At 40.8% G+C, this 22,593-nt stretch carries 14 protein-coding genes; 9 read left to right on the forward strand and 5 right to left on the reverse strand.

Annotation, left to right across the window (positions count from 1 at the left end):
* Positions 1–609: 609 nt before the first annotated feature.
* The 4 genes from folP to folK all read left to right on the forward strand — a co-directional run bounded on the left by folP (position 610) and on the right by folK (position 4,381).
* On the forward strand, positions 610–1,554 hold the full coding sequence (folP, locus tag QEZ38_RS09275) for a dihydropteroate synthase (protein WP_281335741.1): 945 nt from the start codon (positions 610–612) through the stop codon (positions 1,552–1,554).
* Position 1,555: 1 nt separating this feature from the next.
* On the forward strand, positions 1,556–2,854 hold the full coding sequence (locus tag QEZ38_RS09280; protein ID WP_281335742.1) for a bifunctional folylpolyglutamate synthase/dihydrofolate synthase: 1,299 nt from the start codon (positions 1,556–1,558) through the stop codon (positions 2,852–2,854).
* 1 nt (position 2,855) lies between these two features.
* On the forward strand, positions 2,856–3,410 hold the full coding sequence (gene folE, locus QEZ38_RS09285) for a GTP cyclohydrolase I FolE (RefSeq protein ID WP_000380927.1): 555 nt from the start codon (positions 2,856–2,858) through the stop codon (positions 3,408–3,410).
* Between the two features lie 158 nt (positions 3,411–3,568).
* Complete coding sequence (folK, locus tag QEZ38_RS09290; protein WP_075228831.1) at positions 3,569–4,381, forward strand: 2-amino-4-hydroxy-6-hydroxymethyldihydropteridine diphosphokinase; 813 nt, start codon at positions 3,569–3,571, stop codon at positions 4,379–4,381.
* A 44-nt stretch (positions 4,382–4,425) separates the two neighbouring features.
* Here folK and QEZ38_RS09295 read toward each other — a convergent pair whose 3' ends face one another.
* Positions 4,426–4,743 (reverse strand): DUF960 domain-containing protein, encoded by a 318-nt coding sequence (locus QEZ38_RS09295; protein WP_075231980.1) that lies wholly within the window; start codon positions 4,741–4,743, stop codon positions 4,426–4,428.
* A 207-nt stretch (positions 4,744–4,950) separates the two neighbouring features.
* Here QEZ38_RS09295 and ccpA point away from each other — a divergent pair, with 207 nt between their 5' ends.
* A complete protein-coding gene (ccpA, locus tag QEZ38_RS09300) occupies positions 4,951–5,958 on the forward strand; it encodes a catabolite control protein A (RefSeq protein WP_281335743.1) in 1,008 nt (335 codons plus the stop codon).
* Positions 5,959–6,215: 257 nt separating this feature from the next.
* Here ccpA and QEZ38_RS09305 read toward each other — a convergent pair whose 3' ends face one another.
* Positions 6,216–7,178 (reverse strand): asparaginase, encoded by a 963-nt coding sequence (locus tag QEZ38_RS09305; protein WP_281335744.1) that lies wholly within the window; start codon positions 7,176–7,178, stop codon positions 6,216–6,218.
* A 65-nt stretch (positions 7,179–7,243) separates the two neighbouring features.
* Here QEZ38_RS09305 and QEZ38_RS09310 point away from each other — a divergent pair, with 65 nt between their 5' ends.
* Positions 7,244–8,635 (forward strand): Cof-type HAD-IIB family hydrolase, encoded by a 1,392-nt coding sequence (locus tag QEZ38_RS09310; protein ID WP_281335745.1) that lies wholly within the window; start codon positions 7,244–7,246, stop codon positions 8,633–8,635.
* Positions 8,636–8,748: 113 nt separating this feature from the next.
* On the opposite strand, the gene QEZ38_RS09315 is transcribed toward QEZ38_RS09310, so the two are convergent.
* Positions 8,749–9,201 (reverse strand): universal stress protein, encoded by a 453-nt coding sequence (locus QEZ38_RS09315; protein WP_045762643.1) that lies wholly within the window; start codon positions 9,199–9,201, stop codon positions 8,749–8,751.
* 144 nt (positions 9,202–9,345) lie between these two features.
* On the opposite strand from QEZ38_RS09315, the gene QEZ38_RS09320 reads away from it, so the two are divergent.
* Both QEZ38_RS09320 and QEZ38_RS09325 read left to right on the forward strand, forming a co-directional pair.
* Positions 9,346–10,185: a metallophosphoesterase family protein gene (locus tag QEZ38_RS09320; protein ID WP_281335746.1), complete on the forward strand. Its 840-nt coding sequence runs from the start codon at positions 9,346–9,348 to the stop codon at positions 10,183–10,185.
* Between the two features lie 71 nt (positions 10,186–10,256).
* Complete coding sequence (locus QEZ38_RS09325) at positions 10,257–10,694, forward strand: Rrf2 family transcriptional regulator (protein ID WP_281335747.1); 438 nt, start codon at positions 10,257–10,259, stop codon at positions 10,692–10,694.
* Between the two features lie 378 nt (positions 10,695–11,072).
* On the opposite strand, the gene QEZ38_RS09330 is transcribed toward QEZ38_RS09325, so the two are convergent.
* Both QEZ38_RS09330 and QEZ38_RS09335 read right to left on the reverse strand, forming a co-directional pair.
* On the reverse strand, positions 11,073–14,960 hold the full coding sequence (locus tag QEZ38_RS09330; protein ID WP_281335748.1) for a pullulanase: 3,888 nt from the start codon (positions 14,958–14,960) through the stop codon (positions 11,073–11,075).
* A gap of 944 nt (positions 14,961–15,904) precedes the next feature.
* Positions 15,905–17,374, reverse strand: coding sequence for an AcpB/EbpR/MafR family transcriptional regulator (locus QEZ38_RS09335; protein ID WP_281335749.1), 1,470 nt, complete (start codon positions 17,372–17,374; stop codon positions 15,905–15,907).
* Between the two features lie 293 nt (positions 17,375–17,667).
* Between QEZ38_RS09335 and QEZ38_RS09340 the strand changes: the two genes are divergently transcribed.
* Positions 17,668–22,593, forward strand: a 4,926-nt coding sequence (locus QEZ38_RS09340) for a Rib/alpha-like domain-containing protein (RefSeq protein ID WP_281335750.1), incomplete at its 3' end; no start/stop codon positions are given.

The following is a 22,593-nucleotide window of genomic DNA, read 5'->3' on the forward strand; positions in this document are numbered from 1 at the left end:
ATATCAGATGATGAGACAAACTATTTTTGAAAAAAGAAAAAGACAAACGCCAAAAATAACGTTTGTCTTCGTTCTGAAAGGTGGCTCTGTCACCTTTTTGTGTTAGTGGAGGTATTTGTGACGCGGTGGTGGAGCTTCAATGGAACTCCATGAAGGTAAAGTTCTTCCAGGACTTGCAACTTTGACTGAAAAATAAGAATATAAAAAAAGAGGCTGGGACAAAAGTCCTAGCCTCTCAATTATCTTTGGATTGTCGAGCAAGACGCAGTGGTTGAGTGCTCAAAGCACTGCTTTGAGGTGGAGGATAGAACTTGCGAAGCAAGTATCCTAAGTCTTTGTTCGCTTTTTAAGCTTCAAAGATGCCCTATGTTGACGGAAACTATGTTTCCTTTATCTGCAACCTTCAACAGTCTCCCAGACTGTTGAAGCTGTGCGGAGGTGGGACGACGAAATCGAATTCTAACGAATTACCGATTTCTGTCCCACTCTCTTTTTTTGCGCTCTTTTGTAGTCTTAATGATATTAAGGAACTGAAAGATAATTGGACAGAATCCAAAAAAAACAGTAAAATAGAGAGATACCAATCTAAATGAAAATTGAGAGACTAGTGTGATAAAAAGAGAGAATCTTAGAAAAACATCTATTTGTGGAATTATCAATGTCACCCCAGATTCTTTTTCTGACGGGGGCCAATTTTTTGCTATTGAGGAAGCCTTGAAGCAGGCTAGAAAATTAATAGCTGAAGGAGCCACTATCTTAGATATCGGTGGGGAATCCACTCGACCTGGAAGTAGCTATGTTGAGATTGAAGAGGAAATCCAGCGTGTGGTTCCAGTCATTCAGGCTATTCGTCAAGAAAGTGATGTTCGGATTTCGGTAGATACTTGGAAGAGTCAGGTGGCAGAAGCGGCTTTACGAGCTGGGGCCAATATAGTTAATGACATTACGGGGCTCATGGGTGATGAGAAGATGGCCGAGGTTGTTGCCAGGGCTGGAACTCAGGTGGTTATCATGTTCAATCCAGTCATGGCACGTCCTCAGCACCCTAGTTCACTTATCTTCCCTCATTTTGGCTTTGGAGAGCCTTTTACAAAGGGGGACTTAGATGAGTTTGAACAACTATCAGTAGAAGAATTGATGACATCTTTCTTTGACCGTGCTCTAGCAAGAGCGAAGGAAGCTGGTATTGCAAAAGAAAACATCATGCTGGATCCAGGGATTGGCTTTGGTTTGACAAAGAAAGAAAATCTCATCCTCCTACGTGACCTTGATAAGCTTCACGAGATGGGCTATCCTATCTTTTTAGGAGTCTCTCGCAAGCGCTTTGTCATTAATATTCTAGAAGAAAATGATTTTGAAGTAAACCCAGAAACTGAAGCTGGTTTCCGCAATCGTGATACTGCTTCGGCTCATGTGACCAGCATTGCTGCTAGACAAGGTGTGGAAGTGGTGCGCGTGCACGATGTAGCCAGCCACAAGATGGCAATCGAAGTTGCATCAGCCATCCGTTTGGCAGACCATGCGGAAAATTTAGATTTGAAACAATATAAATAAGATGAATAAAAACGAAACGAACCAGTGGATAGCAAACTATCGGACAGATCAACCGCATTTTGGTTTGGAGAGGATGGCGGAGTTATTAGACTTACGTGGCAATCCTCATCTTAAACTCAAGGTTATCCACATCGGTGGAACCAATGGAAAGGGCTCTACTATAGCCTTTTTGAAGAATCTGTTGGAAAAGATGGGACTAAGAGTTGGTGTCTTTAGCTCTCCTTATCTGATTCATTATACCGATCAGATTGTCATTAATGGGGAATCTATCCCAGAAGCGAGATTAGAGTCCTTGATGGCGGATTATCGTTCACTACTTGAAGGGGAGCATGCTCAAGCCTTGCAAGGAACGACAGAATTCGAGATTATCACTGCTATAACTTATGACTATTTTGCTTCTGAGCAAGTCGATGTGGCTATTATGGAAGTCGGCATGGGTGGACTTTTGGATAGTACCAATGTTTGCCAGCCTATCTTGACTGGCATCACGACCATTGGGTTGGACCATGTAGCTCTACTAGGGGATAGCTTGGAAGCCATCGCGGAGCAGAAAGCTGGAATTATCAAACAAGGAGTTCCCCTGGTAACAGGGAATATTGTCCCAGAAGCCTTGGCCGTGATAGACCAAATTGCAGAGGAAAAACAGGCTGCTAGAATTGTTTATGGAAGAGATTATCAGGTAAGCCATCATGAGAGTATTATCACTGGAGAGGTCTTTGACTATTCAAGTTCGGTCAGACAAGGTTGTTTCCAAACGGGATTGCTTGGTTTGCACCAGATAGAGAATGCAGGGATGGCGGTGGCCTTGTTAGATAGCTATTGCAAAGAGACTGGTCAAAAATTGCCAGATAATGCTTTAGTGGCTCAAGCTTTGGAAGAAACAAGGTGGCCAGGTCGTTTGGAAGTTGTGTCGAGAGACCCCTTGATGATCTTGGATGGGGCCCACAATCCTCATGCCATAAAGGCTTTAGTAGCAACTTTGCAAGAACGATTTGCCGACTACCATAAGGAAATCCTCTTTACTTGTATCAAAACCAAGGCCTTGGAGGATATGTTAGACTTATTAGAGACTTTGCCAGATACTGAACTGACCCTCACTCACTTTGAGGATAGTCGGGCGACGGATGAAAAAATCTTGAAAGAGCTAGCTGATTCTAGAAATCTCAACTACCAAGATTGGCAAGAATTTCTAGACCAAAAATTATCAGAAAATGAAGAGAAAAAAACAGTTAGGATAGTCACGGGTTCCTTGTATTTCTTGAGCCAAGTGAGAGCCTATCTGATGGAGAGGAAAAATTAGAATGGATACACAAAAGATTGAAGAAGCTGTAAAAATGATTATCGAGGCAGTTGGTGAGGATGCAAATCGTGAAGGTTTGCAGGAAACACCTGCCCGTGTTGCTCGTATGTACCAAGAGATTTTTTCAGGTCTTGGGCAAACTGCTGAAGAGCACCTGTCAAAATCCTTTGAGATTATCGATGACAATATGGTAGTGGAAAAGGATATCTTTTTCCATACCATGTGTGAACACCACTTTTTACCATTTTATGGTCGAGCTCATATTGCCTATATCCCAGATGGCCGTGTTGCAGGCTTATCAAAGTTAGCTCGTACGGTGGAAGTCTACTCTAAAAAGCCACAGATTCAAGAGCGTTTGAATATTGAAGTGGCTGATGCCTTGATGGAGTATTTGGGAGCCAAGGGAGCCTTCGTTGTCATTGAAGCAGAACATATGTGTATGAGTATGCGCGGTGTTCGAAAACCAGGAACTGCAACCTTGACAACAGTGGCTCGTGGTCTATTTGAGACAGATAAGGATCTTCGTGATCAGGCTTATCGTTTAATGGGACTATAATACTCTTCGAAAATCAAATTCAAACCACGTCAGCTTCCATCTGCAACCTCAAAACAGTGTTTTGAGCAGACTGCGGCTAGCTTCCTAGTTTGCACTTTGATTTTCATTGAGTATAAAAAAAATCCGCGTTAAGCGGATTTTTCTAGAAAGGACTAGTTATGGATCAACTGCTAATTAAAGACCTAGAAATTTTCGCCTTTCATGGACTTTTTCCTAGTGAGAAGGAACTGGGGCAGAAGTTTGTCGTTTCAGCCACCCTATCCTATGATATGACCAAGGCTGCGACAGACTTGGATTTAACTGCTTCTGTACATTACGGAGAACTTTGCCAGAAATGGACGACTTGGTTTCAGGAAGAAAGCGAAGACCTGATTGAAACGGTAGCCTATAAACTTGTAGAGCGTACTTTTGAGACCTACCCTCTCGTTCAAGAGATTGAGCTGGAACTGAAAAAACCTTGGGCACCGGTGCATTTGCCACTAGATACTTGCTCAGTAACCATTCATCGTCGCAAGCAACGAGCATTTATCGCCCTAGGAAGCAATATGGGAGATAAACAAGCAAACTTAGAGCAAGCCATTGAGAAAATGCGAAATCGTGGCATCCACATTCTCAAAGAATCCAGTGTCTTGACGACGGAGCCTTGGGGTGGTGTTGAACAGGCTAGCTTTGCTAATCAAGTGGTTGAAGTGGAAACCTGGTTGCCTGCTCCAATCTTGTTAGAAACCTTGTTAGCTATTGAGGCAGAAATGGGACGGATCAGAGAGGTACATTGGGGACCTCGCTTGATTGACCTAGATTTGCTCTTTGTAGAGGACCAGATCATCTATACAGACGACCTCATCTTGCCCCATCCTTATATCGCTGAGCGACTCTTTGTCTTAGAGTCTCTGCAGGAAATTGCACCTCATTTCATCCATCCAGTCTTGGGACAACCAATTCGTCACTTGTATCAAGAATTAAAAAAATAAGAAAACTCTAGTTTCCGAAGTATTTACAGAGGAGACTAGAGTTTTTAAAATAGATCATTTTCTTCAGGGAGGAGAATAGTTTCCTTGCCATCCATATCTAGCACCAGAACTTTTGGTGGGTAGAGTGGATCAAAGGGATGATTAAAATCAAAGTCAATCGTAGTCGGAAGGTGTTGACTTGAAAAACGGAAGGTGATGGAACCATCATTGTTCAAAAGTCGAAATTCGAGCTCATCTTCTAGTTCAAAAACATGTTTTAAAAAATGATCAATAATATACCAGATAGAGTCGATAACATCATCGGGTAGATTGGTCACAACACCGAAACTGGCGCACCGTCTATGGGAATCTGTAAAAGCCATCCATTTCTCCTGATTGATTTTTTTATTATCATACTGCAAACTGCTAGAAAAATCAAGAAAAGTCAACTGCTTTTAAAAAGTTGTGAATGTTTTTGAAACTTTTTTTCAAAGTTTCTTCATCAAATGCTTGAAAATGCTTACAAGAAGTGGTAGAATGAAAATAGTGGAATCATGAAAACAAAATTTTCAAAGTAGAAAGGAAACGGAATGAATACAGATGATACAGTAACAATTTATGACGTTGCCCGAGAAGCAGGAGTGTCAATGGCGACTGTTAGTCGTGTTGTTAATGGCAATAAAAATGTTAAAGAAAATACTCGAAAGAAAGTCTTAGAGGTTATTGAACGTCTAGATTATCGTCCTAATGCAGTAGCACGTGGTCTAGCAAGCAAGAAAACGACAACAGTTGGAGTCGTCATTCCAGATATCACAAATACGTATTTCTCTACCCTTGCTAAAGGGATTGATGATATCGCGGAGATGTACAAATACAACATCGTCCTTGCTAACAGTGATGAGGATGATGAAAAGGAAGTATCTGTGGTCAATACTCTCTTTTCTAAACAGGTGGATGGCGTTATCTTCATGGGTTATCATTTAACTGAGAAGATTCGCTCAGAGTTTTCACGCTCACGCACACCTGTGGTTCTTGCAGGAACAGTGGATGTGGAGCACCAACTTCCAAGTGTCAATATTGACTATAAACATGCTACGGTTGATGCAGTCCGGCATCTCTTGAAACGAAATAAAAAAATTGCCTTCGTTAGTGGACCATTAGTGGATGATATTAATGGCAAGATTCGCTTATCTGGTTACAAAGATGCTTTGAAAGAAGCGGGAATTAACTACAGTGAAGGTCTTGTTTTCGAATCAAAATACCGTTATGATGATGGCTATGCCTTGGCAGAACGTTTGATTTCTTCTAAAGCAACCGCAGCGATTGTAACAGGAGATGAACTAGCAGCAGGTGTGTTGAACGGACTTGCTGACAAGGGAGTTTCTGTACCAGAAGACTTTGAAATCATCACCAGTGATGATTCGCAAATCGCGCGTTACACTCGTCCAAACCTAACCACCATTGCGCAACCTTTGTATGACCTTGGTGCTATTAGTATGCGTATGTTGACGAAGATTATGCATAAGGAAGAGTTAGAAGAGCGTGAAGTTCTTTTGCCACATGGTTTGGTAGAACGTCATTCAACTCGTAAAGATTAACAAGAAGAGGTCGGGATAAAAATCCCGACCTCGCTTTTTAGTAGCAGAAACTTTTTGGTCAATAGTTCAAGCATTAAGTTGGTGGTTGGAAGCTCTCGGAGTGAACTAGAAAACAAGACTTGATCTAGTAATTTCTATCTCACCGACTTTTTTATACTCAATGAAAATCAAAGAGCAAACTAGGAAACTAGCCGCAGGCTGTACTTGAGTACGGCAAGGCGACGTTGACGAGGTTTGAATTTGATTTTCGAAGAGTATTATCCTTCCATATAGGCTCGTAATTCCTCTCCTGTGAGGCCAGCATTGATAGCAATGAGGAGTTTGAGACGAGCCTTTTGAGCGTTTAACTCTTTGACAAAGAAGACACCAGCATTTTGCAGGCAAACGCCACCACCTTCATAGGCATAAACAGGTTCGGCAATCCCGTTAAAACAACGAGAGACTAAGGCGATTGGAAGTCCTTCTTGGATAAGGGCGTTCAATTTTTGTGCTGTTTCCTTGGGAACATTTCCAGCACCAAAGGCTTGAATAATAAGTCCATCCAGTTGGTCGACAGGAAGCAAATCAAGTAGTTCTTCTGTCATACCAGCATAGACAGGGATAATAGGGACCAAGCCTTGAATCTTATCAAGGTCAAAACGAACACGGGGTTCAGTTGTTTTGAAGTAGAGAATCTCGTGTTTCATGATGAGCCCAAGAGGGCCGTGGGTCGGCGTTTGAAAGGTGCTAACATTTGTCGTGTGCGTCTTGGTCACATACTTAGCAGCATGAATCTCGTCATTCATCACGACCAAGACACCCTTGTCAGCAGCCTTATCGTCACTCGCTACGCGTAGGGCACTGAGATAATTGTAGACGCCGTCGCTTCCAAGTTCGTTGGAACTACGCATGGCACCAGTTAGTACGATCGTTTTGTGAGGAACCTCCATAGTATCAAGGAAATAGGCAGTTTCCTCCAAGGTATCTGTCCCATGTGTAATCACGAAACCGTCATAATGATCAGCCTCCTCTTTAATTTTTTGATAGAGGGCCAGCATATGCTTTGGTTTAATATGGGGACTTGGCAGATTAAAAAAGTCGAGAGCGTGGACTTCAACTCCCTCAAGTGGATTGGATACATGATTCATAGGGTTGTCTTGACTAGTCACAACAGCGCCAGAGGCATCAGCTTGCATGGAAATAGTACCACCCGTATGTAAAACAAGGATTTTCTTAGGCATGATTTACTCACTCTTTCTGAAATGTGGTATAATCATTGTATCACAAAAGGGGAGATTGAGGTAGGATGGAAGTCAAAGCTGTTTTTTTTGATATCGATGGAACACTGGTCAACGATCGCAAGAGTGTTTTGAAATCCACTAAGGATGCGATTAAGATTGTGAAGGAACAGGGAGTGCTTGTTGGAGTAGCGACAGGGCGAGGACCTTTTTTTGTTAAGGATTTAATGGATGATTTAGATCTGGATTTTGCTGTAACTTATAACGGCCAATATATCTTTAATAAAGACAGAGTCTTGTTTACAAGTCCTCTTTCCAAATCTCATTTACGGCAGTTGATAGCCTATGCCAAAAAAGAGGGCAAGGAGATTACTTTGGGGACCAAGGATGCCATGCTGGGTTCGAAAATCATGTCTTTTGGTCTTGGTTCTTTTTCGCAAAGAGTGAGTCGTTTTGTCCCCTCTATGTTGACTCGTACAGTTAGTCATTCCTTTAATCGAATGGTGAGTAAGGTCGTTCCTCAGAAGGAAGAAGATCTACTTCAGTTGATGAATCAGCCCATTTATCAAGTTTTGATGCTAATGACGCCAGAAGAATCTGAGAAAGCAGCAGCTGATTTTCAAGACTTGAAATTGACTCGCAGTAATCCTTTTGCGGCCGATGTCATCAATCAAGGAAATTCCAAGCTAGAAGGCATTCGCCGTGTTGGAAAAGAGTATGGTTTTGATCTCAATCAAGTCATGGCCTTTGGTGACTCGGACAATGACCTAGAGATGCTGGCGGGTGTTGGGATGTCAGTCGCTATGGGCAATGGTAGTAGCAGTGTCAAGGAAGTCGCTAAGCATATCACAACCAGCAACCAACAAGATGGGATTCACAAAGCTTTAGAGCATTTTGGTGTTCTGGCTTCAGAAAAAGTCTTTGTCAGCCGTGATTACCATTTTAATAAGGTCAAGACCTTCCACCACATGATGGATGAACGAACTCAAGAGGAGCCCCAAGCTTGGGACTTAGAAGGTGCCACCCATAGAGCAGGATTTAAGATAGAAGAATTGGTGGAGTTTGTCCGAGCTGCTAGCTCTTCTGAAGAAGATTTTGAACAGGCAGTAGGACAGTTACACCAAGCTCTTGATCAAGCAGCAGAGAAAGTAGTCAAGAAGACACCTGCTAAGCAAGATTTGGTAGGGCAAGTGGATGCCTTGATTGACACCCTATACTTTACCTATGGTAGTTTTGTTTTGATGGGGGTGGATCCAGAACGGATTTTTGACATTGTCCATCAAGCCAATATGGGTAAAATGTTCCCTGATGGAAAAGCTCATTTTGATCCAGTGACCCACAAAATCTTAAAACCAGATGATTGGGAAGAAAAATACGCTCCAGAACCAGCTATTAAAAAGGAGATTGAGCGCCAGATAAAGGCCTATGAGCGCCATAAGGAAAGAGAAGATAAAAAATAGGCGATAGCAGAGGAAGCCTGGAATGATGTTTTGAGTTCCTAGTTTCAACTACGACATCAACAGTTTATAAAAAAATGAGGTTAGGAGAAAAATCCCAACCTCATTTCTGTTTATTACAAAGTTTTATCCTTATCTCTAACGACGAGAAGGTCAACGCTAGTATGGCGTAGGATATATTCTGATGAAGAACCAACTAGCAGACGCTCAAAGGCATTGAGTCCTGTTGCCCCAACTAAAATCAAATCAACCTTTTCTTTATCTGGAATTGTTTTAGCTAAGAGAGTTTTAGGATTTCCCATCTCAATAACAACTTTAATATCTGTGAGCCCAGCATCTTTTGCACGTTTTTCGTATTCAGCCATCAAATCGTTGGCCTCTACTTGCAATTCTTCGTAAACTTCAGCATCAAATGTTGAGATGCTTTGAAGAGCACGTGTGTCAATGACATGGGCAATCGTTAGTTTTGCTTGGTTACGCAGTGCTGAATGAACCCCTTTGATGAAAGCCAAGTCAGCTTCCTTAGAACCGTCAACCGCTACCATGATGTTTTCATAACGTTGTGCCATAGCAAAAACCTCCTCGTTCTTATTACCTTCATTGTATTCCTTTTCACTAAAAAAGTAAAGTAAAAAACGATAGGAATATAGATGCTTTTTGACTTTGACTTGGAGTTTGTTATAATAAAACTAGAAAAGCTAAGAGGAAGAGATATGACAAAAATCGCAGTATTATCGGATATACATGGCAATACGACAGCTTTAGAGGCTGTCTTAGCAGATGCGCAGAAGGCGGAGGTTGATGAGTATTGGCTCTTAGGAGATATTCTCATGCCTGGAACGGGACGAAAAAATATTCTCCAGACTTTGGAGGCTTTACCCATCACTCTTAGAGTTTTAGGGAATTGGGAGGAGAGTTTATGGCGCGCCTGCCATCGTCAGCTAGATGAAACCAGACCCAGCCATCGTTATCTCCTGCGCCAGTGTCAGTATATTATGGAAGAACTCAGTGTTGAGGAGATTGAGGCACTGCAGGACTATCCCTTGCAAGTGCACCGCCAGTTTGGAGATTTGAAGCTAGGGATTAGCCACCACTTGCCTGATAAAAATTGGGGACGAGAGCTGATTCATCTTGGGAAGCAAGAGGACTTTGACCGTCTTGTCACCAATCCTAACTGCGATGTTGCCATATACGGGCATATCCATCAACAGTTTCTTCGTTATGGTAGTGGTGGCCAGCTCATCCTGAATCCAGGTTCCATTGGGCAACCCTTCTTTTTATCTGAGAATTTACGCAAGGACTTGCGGGCCCAGTACATGATCTTAGAATTTGATGAAAAAGGCTTGAAAGATGCTGATTTTCGTCGGGTTGATTATGATATTGAGGCAGAATTACAGCTAGCCAAAGACTTACAATTACCCTACTACCAAGTTTATTATGAAAGTTTGGTTAATGGGATTCACCATACCCACAATCAGGACTTGTTGCACGAAATCGCTCAGAGTCAAGGACATGATGTTGAATTGGATGACTGGCTTAGTGGTAACTCTTGACATTACAACTAGAAGAGATATAATAAACTTAAGAAAAGAAGGAACTAATCTGACGAAAAAAGGAGAACCTTATGCAAATTTCAAGTCGATTTACCATCGCGACCCATATGTTGATTATCATAGCCTTAAAAGGGAAAGAAAGTAAGGTGACTAGTGATTTTCTTGCTAGTAGCGTTGGAGTCAATCCTGTCATTATCCGTAAGACCTTATCTCAACTGAAAAAGGCAGAGTTGATCTCAGTTGCGCGTGGAACTGGTGGAGCAGAGATCATCAAAGACCTAGAGGATATCAGTCTTTTAGATGTTTACCAAGCAGTTGAATGTCTAGGAAAGACAGGTCAACTCTTTAGTTTTCACGACAATCCCAATCCAGCCTGTCCAGTTGGCGCAAATATCCATGGGATTTTAGATGAGAAATTACAAAAGATTCAGCTAGCTATGGAGCAGGAGTTGGGCCAAACCAGTCTTGCCCAAGTAGTGGCAGATGCAGAAGCAAGGATAGAGAAATAAGAGCTTCTAGAAAGAGGCGGAACGTAGACATACCCTATCAGTAATAAAAAAATTGCCCTTATAGAGGTTGGATACTATATAGTAAAAACTCTTAGAAATGCTGACATAATGCTATTTTTAAGAGTTTTTTTATTTTCTCTAGTAAAAGAAAGAGATTGAAGCAAGTTGATCAAAATGAACCTTTTTTTTAAATCTGAAGAGGCGAGACACAAACATAATTTTAGTAGAATATTGAGTATAAATCTTTCCAAAATAAAATGCATATTATCAAGTTTTAAACATCTGATAATATGCGTTTTTCTGATTTTAAAGACTGTTATCCCAGCTTCTTTTTACATGTCTTTCTATCAAGTTGCTGGATTTATAGAGTCCTTGCTTTTATTGTTCCTTTCTTGACTTGAGGAAGCTACCAAGTCCAAGGAGGGCTAGGAGGCTGATTCCTGCAAACAGGAGTTTGTGATCGTTTTTGGTTCCTGTATTTGGAAGTTCAGCTTGTTTAGCTAGGGGAGCAGGTATAGTTTCCTTGTTAGAGTTGTCTACCGATTCGTTTTGAACCGCTTCTTTTACAGATGATGCTTGTGCTTCTTGTGATGGTTTTTCAGCTTGTGAATCAGTTGTAGCTTGGCTAGGTTTATGATCCGCATCTGCTACTTTTGCATCTGGTTTTGCAGAATCAGGTTTAGTTTGTGGAGCTGGATCTTGATGTTCCGGTTTGACGACTCTGTTTGGAGTATTGTCTTGGATATTATCTTGACCGTGCTCTTGTTTTAAGCTAGAAAGATCAAACTCAGGTTTTTCTTCCACAGCTGGGGCAACGATGGCACCGCCTTGAGCGATTCGAAGAACAGTAGCTGTAAGGGCATTTAATTTCAAGCCTTTTTCAGTCCATTCCAGTCCTTGAGGGTTGGCAATTCCGACTGGTCCTGCTTGGTTTTCATCTGCTAAAACTTCAGCATTTCTTAGATGTGCAAAGGCAGTTCCCAAGTTAAATTCACGAGCTTTTTCGTCCGCATTGACAAAGACTGCGTAGATATCTCCATTTGGAGCAGTGATTTGGTAGCCAATTACTACATCTTCTTTTTCCACACCATTTTGGCCTGGGACAGTGATGAGTTGGACACGGTCTTTGATATCTTGAAGACTCTTGAGTCGGAAGGCGTCTGTAGATTGACGAAGGGCAATCAAACCTTTCATATAGTCACGGCTCTTGACATTTTCAGGATATGCTTTTCCATCTGTAGCTTTAGTCCAGTCAAACTTGTTGACAGCATCACTAGAGTCATAAGAATCATGGATGAAGTAAGGATAGTCAAATGGGTTACCATCCTTGTCACGAAGTAAGTGAGATTTGTTTGGAACCTTATCCTCTGCTACTGGAGTCTTGTAGGCTGGGTCACGGAATTGTTTGGTACGTCCGTATTCCTGACCAGAGTGGATAAATGGAGTTCCTTGAGCTGTCAAGACCGTGAGATTTCCAAGGCGCAAACGACGATGGATTTCCGCATAGTTTTCAGCCTTGCTTGGGTCTTTTTTGATTGATTGGGCAATGATGTCAAAAAGGGTCAAGTTATCATGGGCTGCGATGTATTGAATCACATCTCCAGGGCTATCTGCTTCAAAGTTAGTTGGTTGAGCAATCAGATTTTTAAAGATGGTATTGAGATCACGTTTGCCACCTGTGATAAAGGCAGGTTGACCTTCGTTTGGATAACCAGACTTGAGGTTGTTACGGATGTCATCTGAAAAGACAGCAACAGTATCAGTATGCTTCATCCAATCTTGGTCAGCAGCTTTAGTAGGCATATTTTCATCACCAGAATAGGTTCTCCAACCTTCACCAAGCATGATGAGGTTTGGATTGAGGGCGCGTGCAGCCTTGTAAGCTTCTTCGACAGAAGCTGCATCATGATCTCCCATCATATCGAAACGGAAACCATCTACTTTATAGGTTTCAACTAGATACTTGATAGAGTCTACCATGACGCGTTTAGACATGTAGTGGGTTGTTCCTAGACGACCACCACCAAAGCTAGTACGAGGTGTCCCGTCTGCATCCATGAAGTGGTAGTAGTTTGGCTCAAGATCTTCAAAGATATCGACATTGGCAGTATGGTTGTAAACTACGTCTAAGATAGCACCCATGCCACGTTTATGGATTTCGTTGACGAGGTTCTTAAATTCTGCGATACGTTTTTCTGGGTCCTTAGGATTGCTTGAGTACATACCAGTCAAGGAGAAGTAGTTTTGAGGGTCATAACCCCAGTTGTAGTTGCTATTGCTTGAAGCATAGGCAGACAGTCGTTCTTGATTCTTCAATTCATTGACATAGTAGTAAGACAAGACAGGAAGGAGTTGGATGTGGGTAACACCTAAATCCTTGAGGTAGTCAAGCTTTTCGATAAAGGCTTCAAAGGTACCAAATGGTTTTGTCAAGTCTTTTGCGATGGCAGGATCTGAAGTGAAGTCACGAACGTGAGCCTCGTAGATAACAGCATCTTCACGAGATTTGAAGTTATGAATCTTACCATAAGTCAAGTCTTGAGGTCCAAGTTTTGCTGGATCCACAAAAGCAGCTTTAGCAACCTTATGGGCAGCGTCTGTTTTGGCTAGATCGCTGTTCCAAGCTGCTAGAGATTTGGCGTAAGGATCAAGTACGAGGACAGTCTTGCCTTGGCGCTCGATTTGATAGTGGTAGTAGTAGCCAGTATAGTTGCTGATGCCAAGACCAGAGTTTTCATTCAGAGTTTGTTTCCAGGTTCCTTTTTCTCCTTTTTCAAGGGCGACGGTTCCGACCACTTTTTCAGGATCTTTCTTATCGTAGACGACAACTGAAACCTTATCGGCACTTGGAGACCAAAGAGTCAGATCAACACGTTTACCATCTTCTTTAAGATTTGCACCGAGTGGACCATCGTAACTGTAAGTCTCATCTTTGAGACGCCAGCTTGAACGAGTTGTAAAACGGTCTGAATCGTAGGCAACGGTGTAAGGGTTTTGAGTGTCAGAGAAATCACCGATGTAAGTTACTTTCTTACCTGCTTCATCAACTGTAACATCTGTGATGGTCACTTTATTGCCTAGGTGGTCTGTGATGGTAGAGTGTTTGAGAATGTCTTCTTTTTTAGCCCCAACCAAGGTAGAAAAACTGCTTTCAATACGAGATTTAGCCACATGTTGGGCACCAGTCATACGGATGTCGTGTACATAGTAAGGGTTGGTGTAGATGGTTTCGTCATCATCCTTAAGGAAGATTTGGCTGTGGTTTTTCAGGTCAGTAAATTTATAATCTTCTTTTCTGATTTTCACATCATCGCCTTTCTTGCTCTCATCTAATAGTAAAAATCCAAATTCTCTAGCAGCTTCATTGAGCGGAATATCGATGTAGCGTCCGTGTTTTCCACTTGCAGTAAAGTCTGTACCGTCAGGCCATTCACCATTGCTTGGATTCTTGACATCACCCCAGTACCAGAGGGATTTTTTATCATAATTTCCATCTGTTCGATAATAGTTGACACGAATAGTTCCTGCTGGTTGAGGTTGATAGTTGTGTACTTTATAGTTTTCATCTAGCCAAGCTTCATTCATTTTTGGAGAGAGACGCTCTACAGAACGATCTCCAGTAAGGTTGTCCCCTTTGGTGTTGTTAATGAGGAAGCTGATTTTCTTGGCTTGCTCATTTTTTAGTTTGACATCTAGGTAGTAGCCGTAGTCGTCTTTCTTGGCATCCTTGAAAGACTGGGCGCCATTTGGCCAGTTCTCAGATGGTTTTTCAACATCATCCCAAGTCCAAAGACCTTGCGAATCTTGGTTTTCTTGAGGAAGTTTTTTGACGTGGATACGGAAGTAGTTGTCTTCAATTGGTGTTTCAGATACAGTGTCTGCTGGCGAAGCTTTCTCAGCGGCTAGACTTGATACTTCTGTTTTCTCGTCTTTATTGTTTGGAAGGCTTGGAGTAGCTTCAGTTGTAGTTGTTTCAGAAACTGCTACTGGTTCAGATGTTTTAGACTCTAGGGAAGCGCTTGCATCTTTTGGGGCCAAAATAGGCGTTTTTTCCTCAGCTTGGCTGGTTTCTGTAGTAGCTGGGTTCGCACTAATAGCGCTTACATTTTCTTGTGTGCCAGGACTAGTTTCAGCTGCAGATACAGAAGGTGCTGTTAGGGCAAGGAGGATAAAGCTTGCTCCAATAAGGACAGAGCCAGTTCCGTTTTTCAGAGAACGGATGCTGTAAATCATTTTTTTATCTGGTTGAGATGACGTGTTTTTCATAGACACTCTCCTATCATTTATTTCTATCTTAGTATAGCACGTAGTAACAGTTTATGCAATCGTTTTCTTGAATTTTATAGATGAGAAATCAGACTATGTGAAAAATCATCCTCCATTAAAATCAAATCCCCTTTTTGTTGATAGTCTACTGAAGAAATATCCTAGCCTGAGTAAAAATATTGACATTGACCAGCTCATCAGTAGATCTTGCTATATTCTAGCAAATCAAGGAAAAAGTTTTTAGAGAGTGGGACAGAAATCGGTAATTCGTTAGAATTCGATTTCGTCGTCCCACCTCCGCACAGTTGAGTAGGGCTGTAAAAGCTGATGAAATCAGCGTAGTAGAGCCCACTCAACCACTGCGTCTTGCCCGACAATCCAAAGACAATTGAGAGGCTAGGACTTTTGTCCCAGACTCATTGTTCAAAGAAATAAAATCTCAACAAATTTACTAGAGGACTTAAGTCAATTTCTAGCAATTTTTTTAGAATTCACAATGTATAGTGGATTGAATCTAGAATAGTAGATTACGACTGCTAAAAATATTTCTAGAAATTAGTTTGACTTTCCTAATCGAATTGTTCATACCTTATTTCAATCTACTATAGTGTTTTATATTCAATCTATCATACAACAAAATTATTGTAAATGAGCAAAAATTTATCGACAAGTGCGAATCCATTGTTGAAAGTAATACTCAATGAAAATCAAAGAGCAAACTAGGAAACTAGCCGCAGGTTGCTCAAAACACTGTTTTGAGGTTGTGGATAGAACTGACAAAGTCAGCTCAAAGCACTGCTTTGAGGTTGCAGATGGACGTTGACGCGGTTTGAAGAGATTTTCGAAGAGTATAAAAACGCATAATATCAAGTTTTTAAGATAACTGACATTATGCGTTTGTATATGTTTTAGCTTGCTTACTTGGTTATAAAACAGAGGCTTTTTTAAAGTTTACTAATGGAAAGAGTATTGAGTTCATTGACGACTTGTAGATTAGCCATGCGACCGACGTTCATGAGCTTCGGATGAACCAATCCTTCAATATCAAAGTTTGTAATGATGGCATCGTAACCCGCTTCCATGATTTCATCGACATTGAGTGTCGTTTTATCCCATGTTTCAAAGTGGATGTTTCTAGAGGTGTAAAATTGATAGAGTGAAATCAAAGCCTGAGGATGGGCAAAGTCAAACTCACTCAAAACAAGGACACGAACCTTAGTTTGGCGCTTTAGGAGTTGTTCCACTAGATCAGTTGCGTGGGTTAAAAGAGTATAGACTAGATGAACAACAGCGTGAAGTTGCTCCTTTTGTCCCAAGCTAGACTTATAGCGCATCATTTCAAAACTAGCAGCTTCGTAAAAATCTGGGAAGAACTTTTTAATCTTATTCAGTGCATAAGATTTGTTATGAGAAATGATAGATTCTGAGTTGATTTCTTGACGTTCTAGAAATGCAGTGTTATGCAAGTGCCAAATCAATTGATCGGTATTTGAAAAGTGGACATCAAACTGTCGGGTAAGATTGTCTAGGACATCTCGAGCTGAGTGATAGGAGTGATCGACTTTCTCATTGTCTTTCCGCGCCTCTAGGAAATCCTCGACCGTGAAGAAAATTCCCTCTTGAGTATAGGAGCTGAAAATTTGGTCAATAGTTGTAAAATCGAGTGTGATTCCAAGACGATCACCAAGAGATTGCAATTCCTGCTGGAAGTTTGACAGTTGAATAAAAATAGGACGAAGAGAGTCAGACTCGATTTCCTCTTTAGGTCTCGGTAAAATCTTTGCTCGATGGAGATTGACTGCAATTAGTGTCTTCAGCTGAAACAGATTTTGGTAGGTGATAGGATAGCCTGTGACCTTGACAAAAAAAGTCACAAACTCAGCTACATCTTCAGAAGACATATTAAATGGCCATTTGAAGAAACCATAGGCTTCATGGAAATATTGGGCAAAAAAGAAGCGAATGTCTCTTTCGTCTCCAATAATTGAAATAGGCGTCACCTTGAGCTTGAATTTATACTTTGATTGCAGGATATTATTGATTTCAGCAACCTTCTTACGAAGTGAGGGAAGAGAAATGTCAAGCGTTTCAACTAGGTGCTCGAAAGTAAATGGTTCTTCTAATAGGAAGAAAGCTCGGAGTACCTGAAAATTAACAGACTCTTGCAAAACGTGTCTATAAATTCGCTCAATACCAAAATTATGTTCGTTCGTCAGTCTGATACCAGCGGTTGATGATAGAATATCAAAACAAGAAAGTTGCTCGCGCATTTCTTTGATATCGCTTTTGATGATGCGTCCATTCAAATCTAGAATATCAGCCAAGGTGTCAATGTGAATCCATTCTTGGTTCTCAAATAAGTATTCTAGAATTTTTAATTGTCTCTGTTCTTTGTGAGATAATAGTTCTCTCATGGGAAATACTCCTTGAAAATATAATGTATTATAAACAAAAAAAGATAAAAAAATTATCAGGGCTTTTTTCTATTATAGCATGTTTTCGGAAAAAATTTTTAAAATTCGTTTATAAATTACCAATTTTTATAATAATTTTACTAAAAAAATCGAAAATTTGGAAATTATTTGCATCAAATGTTTTTTTTTTTTCTAAAAGGAGCAAAAAACTTGACTATGTTGATACCATATTTTATAATAGCAATGTATGTAAAACACATGCGACTCTAATAAAAAATAAATAGGAGATAAGAATGTATTTTAATCGTAAAAATGCAGAGCAGAAGAACTGGCGTATGATTAAAAAAGGAAAACATTTCCTTTTTGGTTGTTCGCTTGTTTTTGCGGTCGGAGCTAGCTTAGCTACTCAAACAGTCCATGCAGACACAGCATCGGAATCTACAGTTGAGAGTGGCTCAAAAGCTAAAGAGGCTAAGCCTGGATATGGTGGAGAAACGGGGACTTATGAAGCTCCTGCTGCTGTGGCAGAGACTCAGCCAGCAACAGTTGAAAAAGCAGTGGTAGCGGAAAACACTACTGCTAAAACAGCTAACAAAGAAGTTTTGACCCAGTTGGTCGAAGAAGTAAAAGGCTTGGACAAAGCAGGAAAGACAGAAGACTCTCTTTCTCGCTTGAACACAGCACTTGAACAAGCACAAAAGGTTTTGGATAAGGCAGAAGCTAGCCAAGACCAAGTGGATACAGCAGTCGCTAGTCTCAAAGAGGCAGTAGCTCAACTTGCTATCAAAGAAGAAAAAACAACAGCAGTAGCCACTGAAGCTAAAGTTGAAGAAGTAACGGAAGCGGCAACTGAACCAGTCGCACCAGCTGAACCAGTCCGTTCAAGAGGGAAACGTGATCTAAGTTCACGTGCAGTATACCGTTCAGTTGACGGCTCACTCGCTGAAGGTGAATTTGCTGGTGCGGGTGTCAAGCAGTTTCAGTCAGTTCGCTACAGTGTGGATGGAGACACAACAACTTGGACAATTAGTGTTGTACCGCAGCATAAGAATCACCAAGCTGCTGGCTTGGTGGTCGCATCAGATGATACAATTCAAAGTATTACTGTCGTAGACCGTGGTCCTAATGCTGGACGTCTGAATGAGGATTATTACGTTGAGAAAGATTTTGGAAAGCTCCCTGCTATGAGCAATCACAAAGCTTTGGCGTCTCATTATAAATACATTGGTGGAGGAGTTCCTGATTCGCTTACCTATAGTGTAGTGACTAAAGGTACCAAACACAATCTGTTTGCTCGTTTTGCAACAGCTATTGTAAAAAACTCACTAGAAAATGGTGGGATGAATGGTTCATCAGCTGTTAAAAATCGTACTTCAGACTTCCCAGAAGTCGGTATCAATCTTTCATCAAGACTTGCACCACAACCAGGAGTCAACAATACCTACACCCAAACAAATGACACGATTACAGTGCCTACTATAGCTTCTACAGATACAGTCTTGACAGGTACAGGAACACCAGGTGCCCGCATCAATATTAAGAGTGAGGGTAAAACTGTTAATGATAGTACCGTAGTTGGACAGAACGGACAGTGGTCATTCCCAATTACTATTGGTTTGAATAGTAACGTTACTGGTGGGGCACAGCTGGTTCCTGGGAGTCAAATCAGCGTTAGCCAAACAGTTGGTGGAGTAGAAAGTGCTGCTACACCTGTAAACGTCTCTCTAGGTCACTCAGAGATCGTTCCATCATCTAAATCAAAACAACAAAATAATCTTGTTGAAAATGATAGAAACGTTACCTTGAAAGTACCGCATGATGCAGGAGCAGCTTACTTCCAATTTACGGATACAGATGGCAAGGCACAAGAAGTTGCACTCAAACGTGATGCTGTTCCAGGTAAGTGGCAAGTAAACTCTTCAAGTAGTGCACTTGCAAGTGTTGCTTCAAGTGAACAAGGCGCCCACTATTCAACGATCAACTTGACCTTGAACAAAGATATGAAAGCTGGAACAACAGCTAAAGTTATCTCTAACATGAAAGAAGGCAGCTACTCAAGTCTTCAAGGATGGCAATCACGTAACGTTGAAGAAGCTCCAAAAGAAGAGACTCCACAACCACAACCACAACCGCAACCGCAACCAGAACCATCAAAACCAACCACTCCAGCAGTGGATAGCGCAACTACAGTCCCAGCATCAGCCCCAGAAATTGTCAATGACTTGGCAGGTAAAGCAAGTACTCCAGCTGATGTAACAGTTAAAGCACCAGCAGGTTCAACTGTTAAACTTTACAACAAAGATGGCGTTGTAATCGGTGAAGCTGTAGCTAATGACCAAGGTGTAGCAACTGTTCACCCTACGAACAGCCTTCCTGAAGGTGAGATTACAGCGACTACAACACCAGCAGGTGGAACAGAGTCAGCTAAGAGTGCACCGATTACGGTTACAAAAACACCATTGACTGAAGGAAAAGTAAGTCAACAATCTAATGGTTCTCTGGTTCTTATAGTGTCTAAGAACCTTGTAACAGTTTATCCTGGAGATAAGATTGATATTGACGTTTGGGCAGATGGGACACCTTCTCTTGAGAAATTCGATGCTTATCAAAATCCAACTGGGGTCGCAGGAGTGTTCCCACAGGGTCACTTCTTCGCAACTGCAGGTTCAAATACCTGGAGAAACAAAAAAAATAAATACATTGGTACAGTTGCTGAGACACAAAAGGCAGGCACTGTAGATGTTGGATTCGTTGCTCGTAATAAAAAGGGTAACCAATTTACAGATGTTATTAGAGTTGTTGTTCTTGAGACTGCTAAGAAGTATGAACCAGTTGCAGGTACAAAAGTAGATGTTGCAGATCCTAACACTCTTAGTGAAGATGAAAAGAACAAGATCATCGACTCAGTTAAAACTGCTAACCCAAATCTTCCAGCAAATGCGACATACAGTGTAGATGAAAAAGGTAACCTTACCATCACTTATCCTGATGGATCAACAGATAAGGTTGCAGCTGCATATCTCGTTAACCCAACAAAAGACACAACAGCCCCAGAACAACCAGTTGTGAACACAGACCTTACAGGTAAAGCAGGAACTAAGACTCCGGTTGAGGTTACTGCAGAAAAAGGTTCAACTGTTGCCCTTTACGATAAAGACAACAACAAGATCGGTGAAGCAACTGCAGGAGAAAATGGTAAAGCAACGATTACTCCAAAAGTTGATATTCCAGCAGGTCCTGTAACAGCCAAAGCAACAGATGCGGCAGGTAATGAATCAAAACCAAGTGTTGCCAAAGAAGCAACTCCAGCACGTGTAAACGTAGCACCAACAGTAGAGATTCCTTACTCAGATCCAGCTCCAAACAAAAAAGAAGTTTATCTTTATACTGGAGAAGAAGCAGACGTTGATATCACATTTAACGACGATTCTGGAAAAATTAAATCAGCTTCACTTAAAAAAGGTGGGAATATTGCCTTAAATAATATTGATGGTAATCCAGATAAACAAGATAATGAATATGGATATACTGTAACAGCAATTAATTCTGAAACAGCGACGCCTGCGAAAATTAAAGTAACAGGACAAGTTTCTGGTATTGCAGCAGATAAATTACCAAAAACTGCAAGTGATTCATTAAAATTAGTAACAAGATTTGCGACAGCAACAGACACTGATGGAGCATTTATTGTAAATGATGCAAACAGAAAAGAAGATCCAAAAACAAAAGAAGCAGTTGGTTCTTACTTAACTGACCCAGGTGCAGTAACTTTCGTATTAAAAGCACAAACTAAGAAATATGATATTAAAACTCCAGCATCGGCTGATAAAGTAACCGTATCAGATGCTAACAATGTTACTGATAAAGAGTTTGAAAAAATTAAAGAGAAAGTTAAACTTGAATATTCTCAAAACAATCCAGATGCACGTTTAGCTGACAAAAAAGGTAAAGAAGTAGAAGATGCTTCAAAAGTTGTTGATAAAGTAGAAAAAGAAGGAAACAAAGTTGTTGTAACCTATAAAGATGGTTCTAAAGATACAAAACCATTGTCAGAATTTGTAAACGTAGCTCCAAAAGTAGAACTTCCATACTCAAATGAAGCTAAGAAAGAAATCTATGTTTATACAGGTGAAAACACTGATTTAACATTCAAAGCATCAGACAACACTGCTGTTAAAGATATGTATGTACGTGGTCCTGGTGGTATTGGAAAAGATAATACGGCAGATTACGGTTTCACAACTGGAAAAATCGAGAATTCAGCAGTCACTCATGGTGATGGTACTGTATCAGGTGCTACAGCTACTATTAAGATGACAGGTGTTACAACACTTAAAGCTCCAAACCATTGGACAAGTTTTGTTGTTGCTAATGACAATGATAATGCACCATCAAATACAGATTTTAATGCATTAGATAAAAATCCGAATGCAACTCAGACTCCAGGATATGTTCACTTTATCGTTAAATCTCAAACAGATAAGTACGATATTGCAACTCCAGCTCCAGCTGATAAAGTTGAAGTAGCAGATCCAGATAAAGTAACAGATGCTGAGTTAGATAAAATCAAAGAAAAATTACAACTTGAGTACAAAAAAGATAACGATGATGCGAACATCGCAAAAGATACTCCAGTTGATAAAGATGGTAAGATTAAATCAGTCACAAAAGATGACAAAGGAAATCTTGTAGTAACCTATACAGATGGTTCTACAGATACAAAACCATTATCAGAATTTGTAACTAAAAAACCAACAGATGCAGATAAGAACGAGCCAACACCAAAAGCTCAAACTGTAGATAAAGGAACTGAACCAAAAGCAGAAGATTCAATCGGTAACTTGAAAGATCTTCCTAAGGGTACAACAGTAGCCTTCAAGGATCCAGTAGATACAACAACACCAGGTGAAAAACCTGCGACAGCAGTTGTAACTTACCCAGATGGTTCTAAGGAAGAAGTTCCAGTTAAAGTAACTGTTACAGACCCAAGTTCAAAACCAACAGATGCAGATAAGAACGAGCCAACACCAAAAGCTCAAACTGTAGATAAAGGAACTGAACCAAAAGCAGAAGATTCAATCGGTAACTTGAAAGATCTTCCTAAGGGTACAACAGTAGCCTTCAAGGATCCAGTAGACACAACAACACCAGGTGAAAAACCTGCGACAGCAGTTGTAACTTACCCAGATGGTTCTAAGGAAGAAGTTCCAGTTAAAGTA

It is taken from the genome of Streptococcus taonis, from assembly GCF_029948085.1.
Lineage (GTDB): Bacteria > Bacillota > Bacilli > Lactobacillales > Streptococcaceae > Streptococcus > Streptococcus taonis.

Coding starts and splice junctions, on each gene's coding strand:
- QEZ38_RS09315 (WP_045762643.1), bottom strand. CDS start 9,201: ATGGCACAACGTTATGAAAACATCATGGTAGCGGTTGACGGTTCTAAG.
- QEZ38_RS09330 (WP_281335748.1), bottom strand. CDS start 14,960: ATGAAAAACACGTCATCTCAACCAGATAAAAAAATGATTTACAGCATC.
- QEZ38_RS09305 (WP_281335744.1), bottom strand. CDS start 7,178: ATGCCTAAGAAAATCCTTGTTTTACATACGGGTGGTACTATTTCCATG.
- QEZ38_RS09280 (WP_281335742.1), top strand. CDS start 1,556: ATGAATAAAAACGAAACGAACCAGTGGATAGCAAACTATCGGACAGAT.
- QEZ38_RS09325 (WP_281335747.1), top strand. CDS start 10,257: ATGCAAATTTCAAGTCGATTTACCATCGCGACCCATATGTTGATTATC.
- folK (WP_075228831.1), top strand. CDS start 3,569: ATGGATCAACTGCTAATTAAAGACCTAGAAATTTTCGCCTTTCATGGA.
- QEZ38_RS09320 (WP_281335746.1), top strand. CDS start 9,346: ATGACAAAAATCGCAGTATTATCGGATATACATGGCAATACGACAGCT.
- folE (WP_000380927.1), top strand. CDS start 2,856: ATGGATACACAAAAGATTGAAGAAGCTGTAAAAATGATTATCGAGGCA.
- ccpA (WP_281335743.1), top strand. CDS start 4,951: ATGAATACAGATGATACAGTAACAATTTATGACGTTGCCCGAGAAGCA.
- QEZ38_RS09310 (WP_281335745.1), top strand. CDS start 7,244: ATGGAAGTCAAAGCTGTTTTTTTTGATATCGATGGAACACTGGTCAAC.
- QEZ38_RS09335 (WP_281335749.1), bottom strand. CDS start 17,374: ATGAGAGAACTATTATCTCACAAAGAACAGAGACAATTAAAAATTCTA.
- QEZ38_RS09295 (WP_075231980.1), bottom strand. CDS start 4,743: ATGGCTTTTACAGATTCCCATAGACGGTGCGCCAGTTTCGGTGTTGTG.